At 34.1% G+C, this 15,883-nt stretch carries 15 protein-coding genes; 10 read left to right on the top strand and 5 right to left on the bottom strand.

Going from position 1 to position 15,883, the window contains the following annotated elements; genetic code table 11:
- The first annotated feature begins 8 nt into the window (after nucleotides 1-8).
- From DOS84_RS14495 to DOS84_RS14475, 5 genes are all read left to right on the top strand, one after another.
- Entirely contained in the window at nucleotides 9-959 is a 951-nt protein-coding gene (locus DOS84_RS14495; protein ID WP_111410838.1) for an isopenicillin N synthase family dioxygenase, read from the top strand.
- Nucleotides 960-1,038: 79 nt separating this feature from the next.
- The gene (locus tag DOS84_RS14490; protein ID WP_111410837.1) at nucleotides 1,039-1,368 is read left to right on the top strand and encodes a translation initiation factor; all 330 of its coding nucleotides are present in this window, start codon (nucleotides 1,039-1,041) and stop codon (nucleotides 1,366-1,368) included.
- Between the two features lie 121 nt (nucleotides 1,369-1,489).
- Nucleotides 1,490-2,362, top strand: coding sequence for a nucleoside phosphorylase (locus tag DOS84_RS14485; RefSeq protein ID WP_111410836.1), 873 nt, complete (start codon nucleotides 1,490-1,492; stop codon nucleotides 2,360-2,362).
- Between the two features lie 133 nt (nucleotides 2,363-2,495).
- A complete protein-coding gene (locus DOS84_RS14480) occupies nucleotides 2,496-3,620 on the top strand; it encodes an SDR family oxidoreductase (protein ID WP_111410835.1) in 1,125 nt (374 codons plus the stop codon).
- A gap of 152 nt (nucleotides 3,621-3,772) precedes the next feature.
- Nucleotides 3,773-4,705, top strand: coding sequence for a transglutaminase-like domain-containing protein (locus DOS84_RS14475; RefSeq protein WP_111410834.1), 933 nt, complete (start codon nucleotides 3,773-3,775; stop codon nucleotides 4,703-4,705).
- Nucleotides 4,706-4,882: 177 nt separating this feature from the next.
- Here DOS84_RS14475 and ung read toward each other — a convergent pair whose 3' ends face one another.
- On the bottom strand, nucleotides 4,883-5,554 hold the full coding sequence (ung, locus tag DOS84_RS14470; protein ID WP_111410833.1) for a uracil-DNA glycosylase: 672 nt from the start codon (nucleotides 5,552-5,554) through the stop codon (nucleotides 4,883-4,885).
- Between the two features lie 179 nt (nucleotides 5,555-5,733).
- Here ung and DOS84_RS14465 point away from each other — a divergent pair, with 179 nt between their 5' ends.
- From DOS84_RS14465 to DOS84_RS14455, 3 genes are read left to right on the top strand one after another with little or no spacing between them, the layout of a single operon-like run.
- Nucleotides 5,734-7,899, top strand: a complete 2,166-nt coding sequence (locus DOS84_RS14465; RefSeq protein ID WP_111410832.1) for an endonuclease MutS2 — start codon at nucleotides 5,734-5,736, stop codon at nucleotides 7,897-7,899.
- A 56-nt stretch (nucleotides 7,900-7,955) separates the two neighbouring features.
- The gene (locus DOS84_RS14460) at nucleotides 7,956-8,480 is read left to right on the top strand and encodes a DinB family protein (RefSeq protein ID WP_111410831.1); all 525 of its coding nucleotides are present in this window, start codon (nucleotides 7,956-7,958) and stop codon (nucleotides 8,478-8,480) included.
- 19 nt (nucleotides 8,481-8,499) lie between these two features.
- On the top strand, nucleotides 8,500-8,916 hold the full coding sequence (locus DOS84_RS14455; protein WP_111410830.1) for a thiol-disulfide oxidoreductase DCC family protein: 417 nt from the start codon (nucleotides 8,500-8,502) through the stop codon (nucleotides 8,914-8,916).
- Nucleotides 8,917-9,196: 280 nt separating this feature from the next.
- On the opposite strand, the gene ettA is transcribed toward DOS84_RS14455, so the two are convergent.
- From ettA to holA, 4 genes are all read right to left on the bottom strand, one after another.
- Nucleotides 9,197-10,888, bottom strand: a complete 1,692-nt coding sequence (gene ettA / locus DOS84_RS14450; protein WP_111410829.1) for an energy-dependent translational throttle protein EttA — start codon at nucleotides 10,886-10,888, stop codon at nucleotides 9,197-9,199.
- Between the two features lie 51 nt (nucleotides 10,889-10,939).
- The gene (locus DOS84_RS14445) at nucleotides 10,940-11,116 is read right to left on the bottom strand and encodes a CAL67264 family membrane protein (protein ID WP_207802066.1); all 177 of its coding nucleotides are present in this window, start codon (nucleotides 11,114-11,116) and stop codon (nucleotides 10,940-10,942) included.
- 75 nt (nucleotides 11,117-11,191) lie between these two features.
- On the bottom strand, nucleotides 11,192-13,147 hold the full coding sequence (pulA, locus tag DOS84_RS14440) for a type I pullulanase (RefSeq protein ID WP_165830447.1): 1,956 nt from the start codon (nucleotides 13,145-13,147) through the stop codon (nucleotides 11,192-11,194).
- A 76-nt stretch (nucleotides 13,148-13,223) separates the two neighbouring features.
- Complete coding sequence (gene holA, locus DOS84_RS14435) at nucleotides 13,224-14,228, bottom strand: DNA polymerase III subunit delta (RefSeq protein ID WP_111410827.1); 1,005 nt, start codon at nucleotides 14,226-14,228, stop codon at nucleotides 13,224-13,226.
- A gap of 77 nt (nucleotides 14,229-14,305) precedes the next feature.
- On the opposite strand from holA, the gene DOS84_RS14430 reads away from it, so the two are divergent.
- Entirely contained in the window at nucleotides 14,306-14,779 is a 474-nt protein-coding gene (locus tag DOS84_RS14430) for a type I restriction enzyme HsdR N-terminal domain-containing protein (RefSeq protein ID WP_111410826.1), read from the top strand.
- Between the two features lie 52 nt (nucleotides 14,780-14,831).
- The gene (locus tag DOS84_RS14425; protein WP_111410825.1) at nucleotides 14,832-15,827 is read left to right on the top strand and encodes a glycosyltransferase family 2 protein; all 996 of its coding nucleotides are present in this window, start codon (nucleotides 14,832-14,834) and stop codon (nucleotides 15,825-15,827) included.
- Nucleotides 15,828-15,883 lie beyond the last annotated feature (56 nt).

Below are 15,883 nucleotides of genomic sequence, written 5' to 3'. Positions count from 1 at the left end.
GACATAATATGCAAAACATTCCTAGTGTTGACTTGCGTGATTTCCTTTCGGACGACCCGAAACGTAAACAAAAATTTGTAAATGAAATCGGAAGTGCATTCGAAGATATTGGCTTCGTAGCGCTCAAAGGGCATTTTTTAAACGATCAATTAGTTGATGAATTGTATGGCGAAATCAGGAATTTCTTTTCCTTGCCATTAGAAACAAAACACAGCTATGAGATTCCTGGAATTGGCGGACAAAGAGGTTATGTTTCTTTTGGAAAAGAACATGCCAAAGGACGTAAAGAAGGGGATTTGAAAGAGTTTTGGCATTTTGGACAGTATGTGGACGAAGATTCCAAATATGCTTCGGAATATCCAGATAATGTTGAGGTAAAAGAATTGCCACGTTTTAATGTTGTAGGTAAAGAAGCTTACCAAATGCTTGAAAAAACAGGTGTTTATGTATTGAGAGCTTTGGCATTGCATCTTGGATTGGATGAATTTTATTTTGACGAATACGCCAAAGACGGAAATTCAATCCTAAGACCAATTCACTACCCTCCTATTACATCCGAACCTGAGAATGCTATTAGAGCAGCAGCTCATGGAGACATCAACTTGATTACTTTGTTGATGGGAGCTCAAGGAAAAGGATTACAAGTTCAAAACCATAATGGTGATTGGATTGATGCTGTTGCTGAGCCAGACGAATTGGTAATTAATGTGGGTGATATGTTATCGCGTCATACCAATAATAAACTAAAATCTACGATTCATCAAGTGGTTAATCCACCAAGAGAATTATGGGGAACATCGCGTTATTCTATTCCGTTTTTTATGCACCCAGTAAGTGATATGAAATTAAACTGTTTAGAAAACTGTATCGATGCCGAAAATCCTAAGAAATTCGAGGATATTACTGCGGGAGACTATTTATACGAACGCCTAGTTGATTTAGGTTTAATTAAGAAATAAAATTCCAAAAAGCTGAAGAGCCAAATTCCAATGATACACTTTTGGAATTTGGCTTTTGATTTTTTATAATTTGAAAAATATGGATTTACAAGACCAATTGAAGAATCTTTTTCCGGATCACGAAATGGCTCCCGAGGAGGCAATAGAAAAAGAAGCGCATGAATTATATGTTCAAAAAGAACCTATGATTTGCAAATTCGAAAAGAGAAAAGGAAAAGCGACCACTATAATTGAGGGATACGAAGGAACCGACGAGGATTTTAAAATTCTGGCCAAAGAAATCAAAACCAAACTGAGTGTTGGTGGGACTTTCAAAGACGATTCTATTATCATTCAAGGTGATTATCGCGATAAAATAATGACTATCTTAAAAGATAAAGGGTTTAAGGTAAAACGTGTTGGAGGATAGGAAAAGTTTAGAAGTGTTAAAAAGTTTAGAAGCAGATTTAAACTTTATAAACATCTAAGCCTTCTAAATATCAAAACATCTAAACTTCCTAAACTTTTAACCCCTCTAAACTCATAAATAAATGGCTATTCAACAATCCGAATTAATACTCAATCCTGACGGGAGTGTGTATCACCTTAATTTGAAACCCGAACATATTGCTCACGATATTATTTTTGTGGGTGACCAAGATCGAGTGGCAAAAATCACCAAATATTTTGATTCTATTGAATTTTCTATCCAAAAAAGAGAATTCAAAACTCAAACTGGTATATACAAGGGTAAACGCTTAACGGTGATGTCTACAGGAATTGGGCCTGATAACATTGATATTGTCATCAACGAATTGGATGCGCTTGTCAATATTGACTTAGAAACCAGAAAACCAAAAGAAAAGCTAACCTCATTAAACATTATCCGAATAGGAACTTCCGGTTCTTTGCACGCCGATATTCCTGTGGATAGCTTTGTGATGGCTCAATTTGGCTTGGGACTTGATAATATGCTTCGCTCCTATTTGGTCGATACTGTTTCTAATATTGAAATGGAAAATGCATTTATTGAACACACCAATTGGGACTTGCGTAAAGGAAAACCTGTTGTTATTCCTTGTTCTTCGGTATTGGAAAAAAGAATTGAAAGCGATAGAATGCACAAAGGAATCACGGCAACCGCAGGCGGTTTTTATGGACCTCAAGGACGTGTTTTGCGTTTAAAGATTCAAGATTCAAGTTTAAATTCCAAAATGGATAATTTCCTTTTTGAGGGCACAAGAATTACCAATCTCGAGATGGAAACTTCAGCCATTTATGGGCTTTCCGCTCTTTTAGGGCATCATGCATTGTCATTAAATGCTATTATTGCTAATCGTGCCAACGGAACTTTTAGTGCTGATCCATACAAAGCCGTTGATGAATTGATTGAGTATACATTGCAGAAATTAGCAGAGAATTAAAACCTAGATTTGCACGAAAATATTCTGATATGGATTTGTGAAAATTAGTGTAATTCGTTTCTATTATTTGCTTTGCCACAAACTTCCTCATTCTTTTTTTTAAAACTATATTTGCATTTCGAAAAATGAACCAATGAAAATAATTCTTACCGGCGCAACTGGAGTTTTGGGATCGCATATTATGTATGACATTCTAGAGCTTTTTATCAAACAAAGCAATAACGGAAAACTTTTTATTATTGCCAGAAACAAAGGAAAATTCAGTGCTTTAGACCGTGTTAATGAACTTTTGACCAGTGATTACACTCCTTCTATTTTACTGAAAACTGGTTTAGAAAAACTTCATGAGTATATAGAAATTATAGATTCGGATTTGGCTAATCTCCAAGATACTTTTTCTGAAAAGATAAAAGGAGCTTACTTTATTCACTCCGCAGGTTATGTTAATCTATCCACGGACGAGAATCTAAAAGAGAAAATTTTTGACGAAAATGCCAAAATAACCAAATCGCTATTCAAGACTTTTCATCCTTTTATCAAGAAATTCATTTACATAGGAACAGCATTTTCATCCGGAATACGTGGCGGACTGATTGACAATGATTTTCATAATCTGGATTTCACACCAAAGCATCGCAATGCGTATGAGGATGCTAAATTTCATTCGGAGAATTACATTGCTAAAGAATGCAAAAAGTTGGGATTGCCTTTTCAAATTTTGAGACCAAGCGTTATTGGAGGTAAAATGCTGGGTACCGAAAGCCCTTATTTTATTCCGAAATACATGGTTTTTTATCTTTTGGCAAAGTTCTTTCATTTTACTTCACAGCGAAAAGGTGAGCAGGAGAACGTTCGGTTCATCATCAACGAAGAGACAGGACTGAACATTATTCCAGTTGATTATGTAGCCAGAGTGATTGTAAACGCTTTTGAGCGAGACGACATCGAGCAATTGAATATTGTAAACGACAAAAGTTTTAATATCGTAAAGGGTTTACAATTGATTATGAAAGAAGTGGGTTATACGAATTTTACTTTGATTAAAAATCCGCTCGATTTCAAATACAAAAACACCATCGAAAAACTTTATTATGAAAGCATTGGTAAGCATTTGAAGCCTTATTTTATTACCAATCCCAATGAATACGATACCACTTTACTGAATTCAATTCTTGAGATTCCAAAACTGGACAATGAGGCGTTTACCAATATGATTCGCTATGCTATATCCAATGATTTCAAGGATATTAATGTGTAATTAAAGTTGCTGAGTTGCTAAGCTCTCTAAGATTCTCAGAAACATAGTGACTTTGAAAAAAACTTAGTGACTTAGTATCTCAGAATCTAAGTAACTTTAAAAAAAAAAAGTACTTTTACAAAAAGCAATCCAAGTCCCTACTTTTGGGTATTATGATACAACTTAACAAAACGAATTTTCATTTAGTAAAGTCCAAGTTTCAGTTGAAAAAACCTTGGGATAGTTTTGTTATCTTTCTTTTGAGTATTCTTATTACAATCCCTTTATTTATAGTACTTCACCAAAATTTAATTGATCCACATTGGTATTTTAATTTGGATCGAATACTGCTTTTTATTCTTGTCTTGGTAACTGTTCACCTTGCTTTATACTCTTTAAGGACCATAATTATTATTTGTTTGGCACTCTATTTTTTGGCACTCATTTATGGTAGTTTATTTGGGAATTTTAGTTTCAATTCCGTTTTTGACGATTACAATTCGATGCTTTACACTATGAATAACAATCCTTTTCCCCAGGATATTATTATCGCCAAATTACTGCCGTTTCCCAATAAGGATGAGATCTTAAAGGCAATCGAATATGAGAATCCGAAGGTGAGAAACTTTGCCATTATGGCAACAACAAAGCATTTTAAGAAAATTCGGGGCTATTCTGATTACAGAAACTTAATCCAGTGTTTTGCCGTTTTTAAAGAAATCAATAGCCGTTGGAATTATGTAAATGATCCCAAAAACGGAGATTATATTGCCACAGCGCATGAATCGTTACTTTATTTTTCGGGAGACTGCGATGATCATTCTATTTTGATGGCCGCTGCTATTAGATCTATCGGCGGCACACCAAGGCTTATTCACACCAAAGGTCATATCTATCCCGAAATTTTAATTGGAAACAGGAGTGACCTTGAAAAAGTAAATTATTTGATCAAAAACGTATTGTTTTCACAAGAAAGTCATCATAAACAGCTCAATTATCATATTGATGAACGCAATCAAGTGTGGTTAAATCTCGATTATACGGCAAAATATCCTGGAGGTCCCTTTCTTTCCGAAGAAATATTGGGGGCCTTGACATTGGAATAAAATAAAAATATTTTGGGAGTGTCCCCGTTGAGAAAAGGGGCTTACTAATCAAATCGCTTATACAGCCCCTTTTCTCAACGGGGTCGGGCTATCCGCGCTACTTCGGTAGCTAGCTCTTATCCCTCACTCGAAATCAAGATATTTAGTGTAATTATGATGTTTTGTTTTTAATTGAAATTACAGCCAGTCAATCTTCTCTAAGTTATGCTGTATTAAATACAAATTCGTCTGACTGAAATGTTTATTTCCAAACCATTTTCCCTGATTGGCACTCATGGGCGAAGGATGTCCTGATTCTAAAACCAAATGCTTTGTCCGATCAATTTTTGCTCCTTTTTTTTGGGCAAAACTTCCCCATAACATAAAAACTACATGTTCTTTTTGATCAGATATCTTTTGAATAACCGCATCTGTAAAAAGATTCCATTTGAGATGTTTATGACTGTTTGGATTATCTTTCCTTACAGTTAACGATGCGTTGAGTAATAAAACGCCTTGTTTTGCCCAAGATTCTAAATTTCCTGAAGTGGGCATAAAAATAGAATCGAGATCAGTTGTTAATTCTCTATAAATATTGCGCAGCGAAGGCGGAATTCTTATAGAATCACTTACGGAAAAGCACAAACCATTGGCTTCGCCATCACCATGATATGGATCTTGTCCGATAATAACCACTTTTACATTTTCAAATGAACACATATTAAATGCTGAAAAAATCAATTCTTTTGGCGGAAAACAAACCGCATTTTGATATTCCTGTTCAATAGTATTCATCAATTCATAGAAATACGGTTTCTCTATCTCGTCTGATAAAATAGTTTGCCATGAAGGAATTAAGTTGAGGTTCATATTCAAAAGTTATTTTGCAAAGATACATGAAGATTTGAAAGAGATTCGCAAAAGGACCGAAACAAAAGCTAAAAATAAAATCCAATCTTCTTGATTTTATCTCTTATAATCTCTGCAAAATAAGGCTATGTTTCTTTCTTAAATAACCTTATTTTTGTAACGTAAAATCAAATTATTAAATGATCTCCATTACCGAAAAAACGTTACAAGATTTACAATTTCCTACGGTTCTCGAAACGATTTCCGAAATTTGTAATACCGACATAGGAAAACAAAAAGCCTTGGAAATAACTCCTTTTAGAGACAAAGAGTCTTTGATGGCTGCATTGTTGCAAACTTCAGAGTATGTTTCCTCTTTCCAGAATAACAATGCGATTCCGAATCACGGTTTTGATGCCATTACATATGAAATAAAATTTCTCGCCATCGAAGACAGTTTTCTGGAAGTAGGTGGTTTTAGAAAAATTGCCACAATATCAGAAACGACGAATGTTCTTTTGACTTTTTTAAATAAATTCAATGATTATTACCCGAATCTTTGCGCCAAAGGTTCAGGGATTCAACTAACCAAAGAGATTATTACGCTTGTAGATGCTGTGGTGGACAAATACGGAGAGATAAAAGACAATGCTTCTCCCCGATTATTGGAAATTCGTCGTGAAATGAATTTAGTCCGAGGAAAAGTCAATCAAAGTTTTGGTTCGGCTTTGACTCAATACAACAGCTTGGGGTATTTGGATGATATCAAAGAGAGTTTTGTGCAAAACCGTCGTGTTTTGGCTGTATTAGCCATGTACAGACGAAAAGTGAAAGGTTCTATTTTGGGAAGTTCCAAAACAGGAAGTATTGCTTACATAGAACCCGAAAATACTCTTAAATATTCTCGCGAACTAAGTAATTTGGAATATGAAGAAAAAGAGGAAATTACAAGAATTCTAAAGCAGCTATCAAATGGAGTTCGTCCATTTTTGCCTCTGCTGATTCAATATCAGGATTTCCTGAGCGATATCGATGTGATTGCTGCCAAAGCTAAATACGCCAATAGAATCAACGGAATTTTACCAACTATTACCGAGGAACGTCGTCTTTATTTCAGAGAGGCCTATCATCCTATTTTGTATTTGAATAACAAACAGAAAAAAGAAGTTACGTATCCGCAAACAATAGAATTAAGTCAGGAAAATAGAATAATCGTTATTTCTGGTCCTAATGCCGGAGGTAAAACGATCTCGATGAAAACCGTTGGCTTATTGCAATTGATGCTGCAGTCGGGTATGTTGATTCCTGTTCATGAACGCAGTGAAACCTTTCTGTTTGATAGAATATTGACAGATATTGGGGATAATCAATCTATTGAAAATCACCTAAGTACTTATAGTTATCGATTGAAGAACATGAACTACTTTTTGAAAAAGTGTAACAAGAAAACCATGTTCTTGATTGATGAATTTGGTACGGGTTCCGATCCGGAATTGGGAGGTGCTTTGGCAGAAATCTTCTTGGAAGAGTTTTATCATCGTGAAGCATTCGGATTGATCACCACGCATTATTCGAACTTAAAAATTCTGGCTAATGAATTGCCTTATGCAACCAATGCCAACATGCTATTTGACGAAAAATCTTTAGAACCGATGTATAAATTGGTCTTGGGACAAGCGGGAAGCTCTTTTACTTTTGAAGTGGCCTTGAAAAATGGAATCCCTTTTAGCTTAATCAATCGTGCCAAAAAGAAAATTGAAATAGGAAAAGTTCGTTTTGATAAAACGATAGCCAATTTGCAAAAGGAACGCTCGAAATTGGAAAAAACGTCCACAAACCTCAAAGAGGAAGAAACTCGAGCGCGTGAAGAGAGCAAAAAAATGGAAAATATCAATGTCAAAATCAAGCAAAAATTGGAAAGCTATCAAGAATTGTACGATAGCAATCAAAAGACAATTTACATTGGTCAAAAAATAGAAGATATCGCCGAGAAATATTTCAATAATAAAAACAAAAAAGACCTGATTGGAGAGTTTTTGAAAATCATCGAAATTGAAAATTCCAAACGCAAAAAAGCCACTCCGAAAGAGGCTAAAGCAATTATTCAGAAGAAAAAGGAAATTATTGAGGAAGTTACAGTTGTTGTGGAAGAAATCCGAAAGGAAAAGAAAGAAAAGAAATTAAAACCTGTAATTGAGAAGCCAAAACCTATTCTAAAAGTTGGTGACAGAGTTCGAATGCTGGATGGAAAATCAGTGGGAAGCATTGATAAGATTGAGAAAAACAAAGCTGTGGTTAACTATGGCTTGTTTACTTCTAAAGTAAGTTTGGATGATTTGGAATTTGTGGAAGCGGGTAAGAAGTAATATTTAGTTAGTGTATTTAGTATTTATTCTAGGAATTATTTAAAAACAAATAAATTATGGAACAAATAAAATGGTTTGACAGAAAATTTAATTTTGAAACTGAGCAAAATATTTTTCCATCAATTATTGAACGTCTTTCTGGCACACCTATAAGACTTGAGGAAAAGCTCAAATCAATACCGTCTACAATTTTGGAAGACAGAATTAATAATACATGGTCAATCAAAGAGAATGTTGGGCATTTAATTGATCTTGAGCCTTTATGGACAGGAAGACTTGAAGATGTAATAAACAATCAGTTAGAATTGCGCATTGCAGACTTGCTAAATATAAAAACAGATTTAGCAAACCATAATGATACACCTATTGAAAATCTTCTTAGTAGTTTTAGAGAGATAAGACAACATACAGTTTCATTGCTCAAAAGTATTGATGAAGAAACGGTTTTCAAATCCTCGCTTCACCCAAGACTAAAAATTCCAATGCGAACAATGGATATTTTTTTATTTGTAGCAGAACATGATGACCATCATTTGGCAAGAATAACAGAAATAGTAAAAATTATAAATAAAAAAGTGTAGGTTTCTGAAGAACAAATAAATGCAAAACCTCCCTCCCAATAAAAAAATAATTCTCTTTGATGGCGTTTGTAATCTCTGCAATTCGGCAGTGCAATTCGTTATTAAACACGATAAAAAAGATACTTTCCGATTTGTGGCACTACAATCAGAATTGGGGCAAGAAATCCTTGCCTATATTGGAATTGATGCCAAAAATATTGACAGCATTGTTTTGTATGAACCAGGAATCGCCTACTATTACAAGTCTGATGCTGCTTTGCAAATTGCTAGGAGTTTGGGTGGAATATTTTCGTTTGGAACTGCTTTAAAAGTTATTCCGACTGGAATAAGAAACTACCTATACGACTACATTGCCAAGAATAGATACGATTGGTATGGTAAAAAGGAAAGTTGCATGATTCCAACTCCTGAATTGAAAATAAAATTTTTAGAATAATTCTGGTTTTATGATAAATGTCATCTCTTAACACGTATTGATATCATAAATTTGACACATCTTAATATTTAATTTTTATAAGAGGTTTGTCACTTTATTCATAGTGAAAGCGATACGTTTATAATGGTAGTTGTTTTCGGATTGGTAATTATTGGTTTAAATTGAAGCTGTGATAAAGATGATGAATTCTGATAAAATGAAATGATTAGTTTTTTTTGTCTAAAAAAAAGAGGATGCCTTTCTGTGGACATCCTCTTTTGCATTTTTATAGAAAATAGTATTATCTAATCAATTTTCTGTATTTCAATCGTTTTGGAGTTAAATCACCACCTAAACGTTTCTTTTTATTTTCCTCATAATCAGAGAATCCCCCTTCAAAATAATACACTTCAGAATTTCCTTCAAATGCTAGTATATGAGTACAAATTCTGTCTAAGAACCATCTGTCATGAGAAATCACTACTGCGCAACCTGCGAAATTTTCCAAACCTTCTTCGAGTGCACGAAGCGTATTTACGTCCAAATCATTCGTAGGCTCATCCAGTAACAATACGTTTCCTTCTTCTTTCAAAGTCATGGCAAGATGCAAACGGTTTCTTTCACCACCCGAAAGCATGGATACTTTCTTGTTTTGTTCGCCTCCACCAAAATTAAAACGCGATAAATAGGCTCTTGAATTTACTTGTTTTCCGCCCATCATAATAAGTTCCTGTCCATCGGCAAAATTTTCCCAAATGGATTTATTCGGATCAATATTCGAATGTGCTTGATCTACATAAGCAATTTTTACAGTGTCACCAATCAGAAATTCTCCACTATCTGGTTTTTCTTCTCCCATAATCATTTTGAAAATGGTAGATTTACCAGCACCATTTGGCCCAATAATTCCAACAATTCCAGCTTGTGGCAAAGTAAAATTCAAATTATCATATAATAATTTGTCTCCAAAAGCTTTAGCTACATTTTTGGCTTCAATAACATTAGTTCCTAAACGAGGTCCATTTGGAATATAGATTTCCAAGTTTTCATCCAATTGTTTTTGGTCTTCGTTCAAGAGTTTATCGTAATTCTGTAAACGTGCTTTCTGTTTGGTTTGACGGCCTTTTGCGCCTTGACGAACCCATTCTAACTCACGCTCTAAAGTTTTTCTGCGTTTAGAAGCCACTTTTTCTTCCTGTGCCATACGGTTTGATTTTTGGTCTAACCATGAGGAGTAGTTTCCTTTCCAAGGAATACCTTCGCCTCTATCCAATTCCAAAATCCAACCTGCAACGTTATCCAAGAAATACCTGTCGTGTGTTACTGCAATTACAGTTCCTGAATATTGTGCTAAGTGTTGTTCTAACCAAAGTACACTTTCAGCATCCAAGTGATTCGTAGGCTCATCCAGAAGCAAAACGTCTGGTTGCTGTAATAACAAACGGCATAAAGCCACACGACGACGTTCTCCTCCTGAAAGGTTTTTAATTGGTGTATCTCCCTCTGGTGTGCGCAAAGCATCCATCGCGATTTCTAATTTCGTATCAATTTCCCAGGCTCCCAATGCATCAATTTTGTCTTGTAATGCAGCTTGACGATCCATTAATTTATCCATTTTATCCGGATCTTCATAGTTTTCCGGGAGACCAAACAAATCATTGATTTGGTTGTATTCTTCCAAAACTGCCATTGTTTCGGCGGCACCTTCACGAACAATTTCGATCACGGTTTTTGAATCATCAAGAATAGGATCTTGCTCTAAATATCCAACAGTGTAACCTGGTTGAAAAACAACATCCCCCTGATAGTTTTTATCAACTCCTGCAATAATTTTTAAAAGAGAAGATTTTCCAGAACCATTTAAACCTAAAATACCTATTTTGGCTCCGTAAAAGAAACTTAAATAGATATTTTTAAGCACTGGTTTATCTGCTCCTTGATACGTTTTACTCAATTTTTGCATTGAGAAAATTACTTTCTTATCGTCTGACATATTTAAATGTTTTAATTTATTATGTGATTAATTATTGGTTTTGAATGCAAATTAAACCCTTCCTTTAAGAGAACTAAATACCCAAGCATTAGCTAAAAAACCAAATCCTACAGCTGCAAATCCCCAGCCTGCCACATCGTCGTATCGAAAAGCTCCTAATCCTATCAATAATAATCCCATGACTATCATTATAAAGGTCGCCCATCCAAGAATAGTGTTTTTATTCATTCCTATAATTGTATTATTTGTTTTTAGAGAGCTGCAAATATCGATATTTTTCAGCACATTTTTTAATTAAAATAATTATTCCTGATACAAAATTACGGCACTTCTGCTTGGGATTCTTACAGATTGATTTTTAATGATTTCAATACCGTTTTGATTGATTATTTCGCCATTGCAAACTATTTTCCATGTTCCGTCAAGTGGCTGTTGTGCTTCTTTTTCATCTCCATTAAAATAAACTCTGATATTCTTCCATTTATCCCCATTAGCATAATTTTTCAATGTATACGCTACTAATAAAGGAGAATCAATTTCCAAGAATTCCAAATGTTCTTGAATCATCTTTTCAGATGTCATTTTAAAGGCTGGATGATTATTTCTTAGTGCAATTAGATTTTTATAATATTGAACCAACTCTTTGTTTTCGTGTTTCCAGTTCCAATTGATTTTATTGATGCTGTCAGGTGATTTATAGGAGTTCTCCACTCCCATTTTGGTACGTTTCATTTCTTCTCCCATGTGCAAAAAAGGAATGCTTTGTGAAGTCAAAACAATGGTATTAGCCAGTTTATCCATTTGAATCAATTCCTTTTCAGTTGCTTTTGGATTAGCTATTTTTAGTTTATCATACAAAGTGTTGTTGTCGTGACAGGAAACATATCCAATAACTTTTGTCGGACTGTCAGCATAAGGAAATTGACCATAACTTCTTTTAGAATCATATTTTATTTGCGGATGATTTGTAGAAGCTACAATTCCAAATTGAATTACTTCTTTATAATTTGGATTTCCGCTTGCAAAACCTTTTTCAGTAACATTAGACCAGTGCCCTTTTACACCATCTCTTATGTCATCTGAGAAAACCGCAATATCATTTAACTTTTTAACATTGTTTTTTAAGGCTCTCTTTTCTATTGGTAGAGGGGAATCTCCTGCTGTCCATCCTTCACCGTATAGAAAAATACTCGGGTTGATTTCTTTTAATGTTGCCGAAATAGCATTCATTGTTTCAATATCATGCACAGCCATTAAATCAAATCTAAATCCATCAATATGATATTCTTTTACCCAATATTTGAGGGATTCCAACATGAATTGTCGAGCCATGATTCGGTCGGAGGCAAATTCATTTCCACAAGCTGTAGCATCCGAGCGTTTTCCATCAGGCCAACTTCTGTAATAATAACCAGGAACCAATTGGTCAAAAATATCGGTAGAACTGGTGTGATTGTAAACCACATCCATTACCAGTCGAATTTTAGCTTCGTGCAATGCCAAAACCATTTGTTTGTATTCCTTCATGCGAACTAAACCATCAAAAGGGTTTGTTGAATACGATCCTTCTAAAGAGTTGTAATTCTGTGGATCATATCCCCAATTGTATTGGTTTTTATCTAATGAAGTCTCGTCAATAGATTTGTAATCAAATACTGGAAGCAAATGCAAATGGGTAATTCCTAACTCTTTTAAATGGTCTAATCCTGTTGCTTCTCCAAAAGTGTTTTTAGTGTTTTTCTCCGCAATGCCAAGAAATTTCCCTTTGTTTCTTACTCCTGATGACGGGTCGATAGAAAAATCACGGACATGAGCTTCATATAGTATAATGTCCGAAACAGATTTTAAAGGAGGCTGCTTGTCGGTTTTCCAGTTCGAAGGATTCGTTTGTTTTGGATCGAATATTAAACCTCTATTTCCGTTGACACCAACTCCTTTTGCATAAGGATCGGGCATTTCTTTGGACCAATTTTCATTACTTTTTACCTGAAAAGTATAATAAGTATTGTGATAATTACCATCTAAAACAATTTGCCAAACTCCGGTTTTTGGGTCGTAATCTAGACTTTTAGTTGCTGTGGCTTCACCCCCATTGCCTTGTTTGTAAAAATTGATTTTGGTTTCTTCAACATTGGGACTCCATAATTTAATCGTGGTTTTGTTACTAGTGTAATTTACGCCTAAATCATCTTTCAAATAAACGGGATAAGCATCGAAAGAAGCATATTGAATGGTGTTTATTTTTGAATTTTGTGACATGGCTAAATTTGCTGTGAGAAGTAAACCAATTATGAAATGGAATTTTTTAGCGGAACCAAACATAGTATAATTGTTTTTAATTAAATATTTTATAAAGCATTTCTCTTAACAAATCAGCCTGTGACAAACTGTTGGCACCAACTCCTTTACTTTTTACATCGGTATCTCGTAATGAAGCTACAATCTGACTCACTTTTCTCATCGGATAATTTTTGACCGCAACATCATAATCTTTTAAAAAAAATGGATTCACACCCAAAGCGGAGGCCACATTTTTAGGATTTTTATCTTTTAAACCATGGTATTTCAATAATTGTACGAAAAAACCAAATACCAAACCGGTTGTCATTACTATTGGATTGTCTTTTGGATTTTGTGCAAAATTATCGGCAATTTTATAGGCTTTCAGTTGGTCGCGTTCGCCAATGGCTTTTCGTAATTCAAAGACATTATAGTCTTTACTGAACCCAATATTTTCTTCTATGTCTTTGGCTGAAATAGTAGTTCCTGCAGGCAATATGATTTGCAGTTTTTCCAGTTCATTATTGATTTTACTCAAATCGGTTCCTAGAAACTCGACCAATATAGCGGAAGCTTTGGGTTCAATAGTGTATTTTTTTCCTGCTAATACACGTTTAATCCAATCCCCGACCTGATTTTCATATAGTTTTTTACTTTCATAAACGATCCCATTTTTGGACAAAAGTTTAGTGACTTTTTTTCGTTTATCTAAGGTCTTGTATTTGTAACAAAACACCAAAACGGTTGAAGGCATTGGGTTTTCTGCATAACTTTCAATTTTGTCGATTGTTCTGGATAATTCTTGGGCTTCTTTGACAATGACTACCTGGCGGTCAGCCATCATTGGATATCGTTTAGCTGTCGAAACAATATCTTCAACAGTGACATCTCTGCCATATAAAACAGTTTGATTGAAACCTTTTTCCTCGTCGGATAAAATATTTGCTTCAATATATTCTGATAATTTGTCAATGTAATAAGGCTCTTCTCCCATCAAAAAATAAATGGGTTTGATGTTTCCTGCCTTTATATCATTTACAATCTTTACAACTTCGTCCATTTTTAATTTAGATTTCAAATTTTAGATTTTAGATTTCAAAAACTAAAACCTTAAAACTTATTTAATACTTTTGCTTCATGCAAAAACTCAATTTTCCTTCCTATACTTTTCGTTTCAAAAATAGCGAAAATAAAGTATCAATTTTTGATGCAATCAGGAAAAAATTCATCATTCTTACACCCGAAGAATGGGTTCGTCAACATGTTATACATTTTTTATTGGACGAAAAAAAATATCCAATATCCCTTATTAATGTAGAAAAAGTGTTAATGGTCAATGGTTTGCGTAAGCGCTATGATGTTGTGGTTTTCAATCCAAATGGCACTATTTTAATATTAATCGAATGCAAAGCACCAGAAGTTAAAATTGCACAAGCGACTTTTGATCAAATTGCGAGATATAATATGACTTTGGAAGCTGAATTTTTGATGGTAACCAACGGACTTAATCATTATTTTTGTCTAATGGATTTCGAAAATGAGAAATACGAATTTTTAAAAGAACTTCCAGATTATGTTTTGACAAAAAAGAATATGGAGAACAAAATATAGAAAAAGATTTTTGAGTATTAATTTCGAATTCATAAAACATAAATAAACTTCCTTGGAAAAAATAGCCGTAGTAATTCTTAATTGGAATGGAGTAAAACTTTTAGAACAGTTTTTGCCTTCTGTAATTCAATATTCTCCCGAAGCAACTGTGTATGTTGCCGATAATGCCTCAACAGATGAATCCATAGCATTTGTAAAGAAAAATTATCCCACAATTAAAATAGTTCAAAACAAAACCAATCAAGGGTTTGCGGGCGGGTATAACGAGGCTCTGCAACATATTGATGCGGAAATTTATGCTCTAGTAAATTCTGATATTGAAGTTACGGAGAATTGGTTGAAACCTATTTTGGAAACTTTTGAAACGGAACCCGAAACCGCAATCATTCAACCTAAAATATTAGATTTTAAAAAGAAAGACTATTTTGAGTATGCTGGAGCTGCTGGTGGATTTATTGATCAATTTGGTTATCCCTTTTGTCGTGGCCGTATTTTTGATAATCTGGAAAAAGACAACGGACAGTATAATGATGATACGGAAATATTTTGGGCTTCTGGTGCCTGTTTTTTTATTCGATCTTCTATTTATAAGGAACTGAAAGGTTTTGATGAAGATTTTTTTGCCCATCAGGAAGAAATTGATTTATGTTGGCGAACCATCAATAAAGGGTATAAAATAAAGTATTGCTCAGAATCAATAGTTTATCATGTTGGAGGAGCTACTTTGCAACAAGCTAATCCACAAAAAACGTTTCTAAATTTTAGAAATTCATTATTAATGTTAACCAAGAATTTACCACAAAATACTCTTTTTCAGGTTCTTATAATTCGAATGTTGTTGGATGGAATTGCTGGCATGAAATTCATCATAGGAGGTCAATTCTCTCATTGTTGGGCTATTATACGAGCACATTTTTCTTTTTATGGATTATTTTTAAAGAATTATAAAAAAAGAGAAAAAAATCAGATCGAAATATACTTTAAAACAAAAAGCATCGTTTATGGTTATTATGTTAAAAATGGCACAGTTTTTGGTGATGTTATTTAACAATAATTTACATTTAAAATTAACATTTAAAAACTAACTTTGTAATTCACGTTTAA

Origin of the sequence: Flavobacterium aquariorum (genome assembly GCF_003254745.1) — a bacterium.
Taxonomy (GTDB): Bacteria; Bacteroidota; Bacteroidia; order Flavobacteriales; family Flavobacteriaceae; genus Flavobacterium; species Flavobacterium aquariorum.
This window is presented reverse-complemented; position numbering and strand designations above follow the sequence as displayed.

Coding starts and splice junctions, on each gene's coding strand:
- DOS84_RS14495 (WP_111410838.1), top strand. CDS start 9: ATGCAAAACATTCCTAGTGTTGACTTGCGTGATTTCCTTTCGGACGAC.
- DOS84_RS14490 (WP_111410837.1), top strand. CDS start 1,039: ATGGATTTACAAGACCAATTGAAGAATCTTTTTCCGGATCACGAAATG.
- DOS84_RS14485 (WP_111410836.1), top strand. CDS start 1,490: ATGGCTATTCAACAATCCGAATTAATACTCAATCCTGACGGGAGTGTG.
- DOS84_RS14480 (WP_111410835.1), top strand. CDS start 2,496: ATGAAAATAATTCTTACCGGCGCAACTGGAGTTTTGGGATCGCATATT.
- DOS84_RS14475 (WP_111410834.1), top strand. CDS start 3,773: ATGATACAACTTAACAAAACGAATTTTCATTTAGTAAAGTCCAAGTTT.
- ung (WP_111410833.1), bottom strand. CDS start 5,554: ATGAACCTCAACTTAATTCCTTCATGGCAAACTATTTTATCAGACGAG.
- DOS84_RS14465 (WP_111410832.1), top strand. CDS start 5,734: ATGATCTCCATTACCGAAAAAACGTTACAAGATTTACAATTTCCTACG.
- DOS84_RS14460 (WP_111410831.1), top strand. CDS start 7,956: ATGGAACAAATAAAATGGTTTGACAGAAAATTTAATTTTGAAACTGAG.
- DOS84_RS14455 (WP_111410830.1), top strand. CDS start 8,500: ATGCAAAACCTCCCTCCCAATAAAAAAATAATTCTCTTTGATGGCGTT.
- ettA (WP_111410829.1), bottom strand. CDS start 10,888: ATGTCAGACGATAAGAAAGTAATTTTCTCAATGCAAAAATTGAGTAAA.
- DOS84_RS14445 (WP_207802066.1), bottom strand. CDS start 11,116: ATGAATAAAAACACTATTCTTGGATGGGCGACCTTTATAATGATAGTC.
- pulA (WP_165830447.1), bottom strand. CDS start 13,147: ATGTCACAAAATTCAAAAATAAACACCATTCAATATGCTTCTTTCGAT.
- holA (WP_111410827.1), bottom strand. CDS start 14,228: ATGGACGAAGTTGTAAAGATTGTAAATGATATAAAGGCAGGAAACATC.
- DOS84_RS14430 (WP_111410826.1), top strand. CDS start 14,306: ATGCAAAAACTCAATTTTCCTTCCTATACTTTTCGTTTCAAAAATAGC.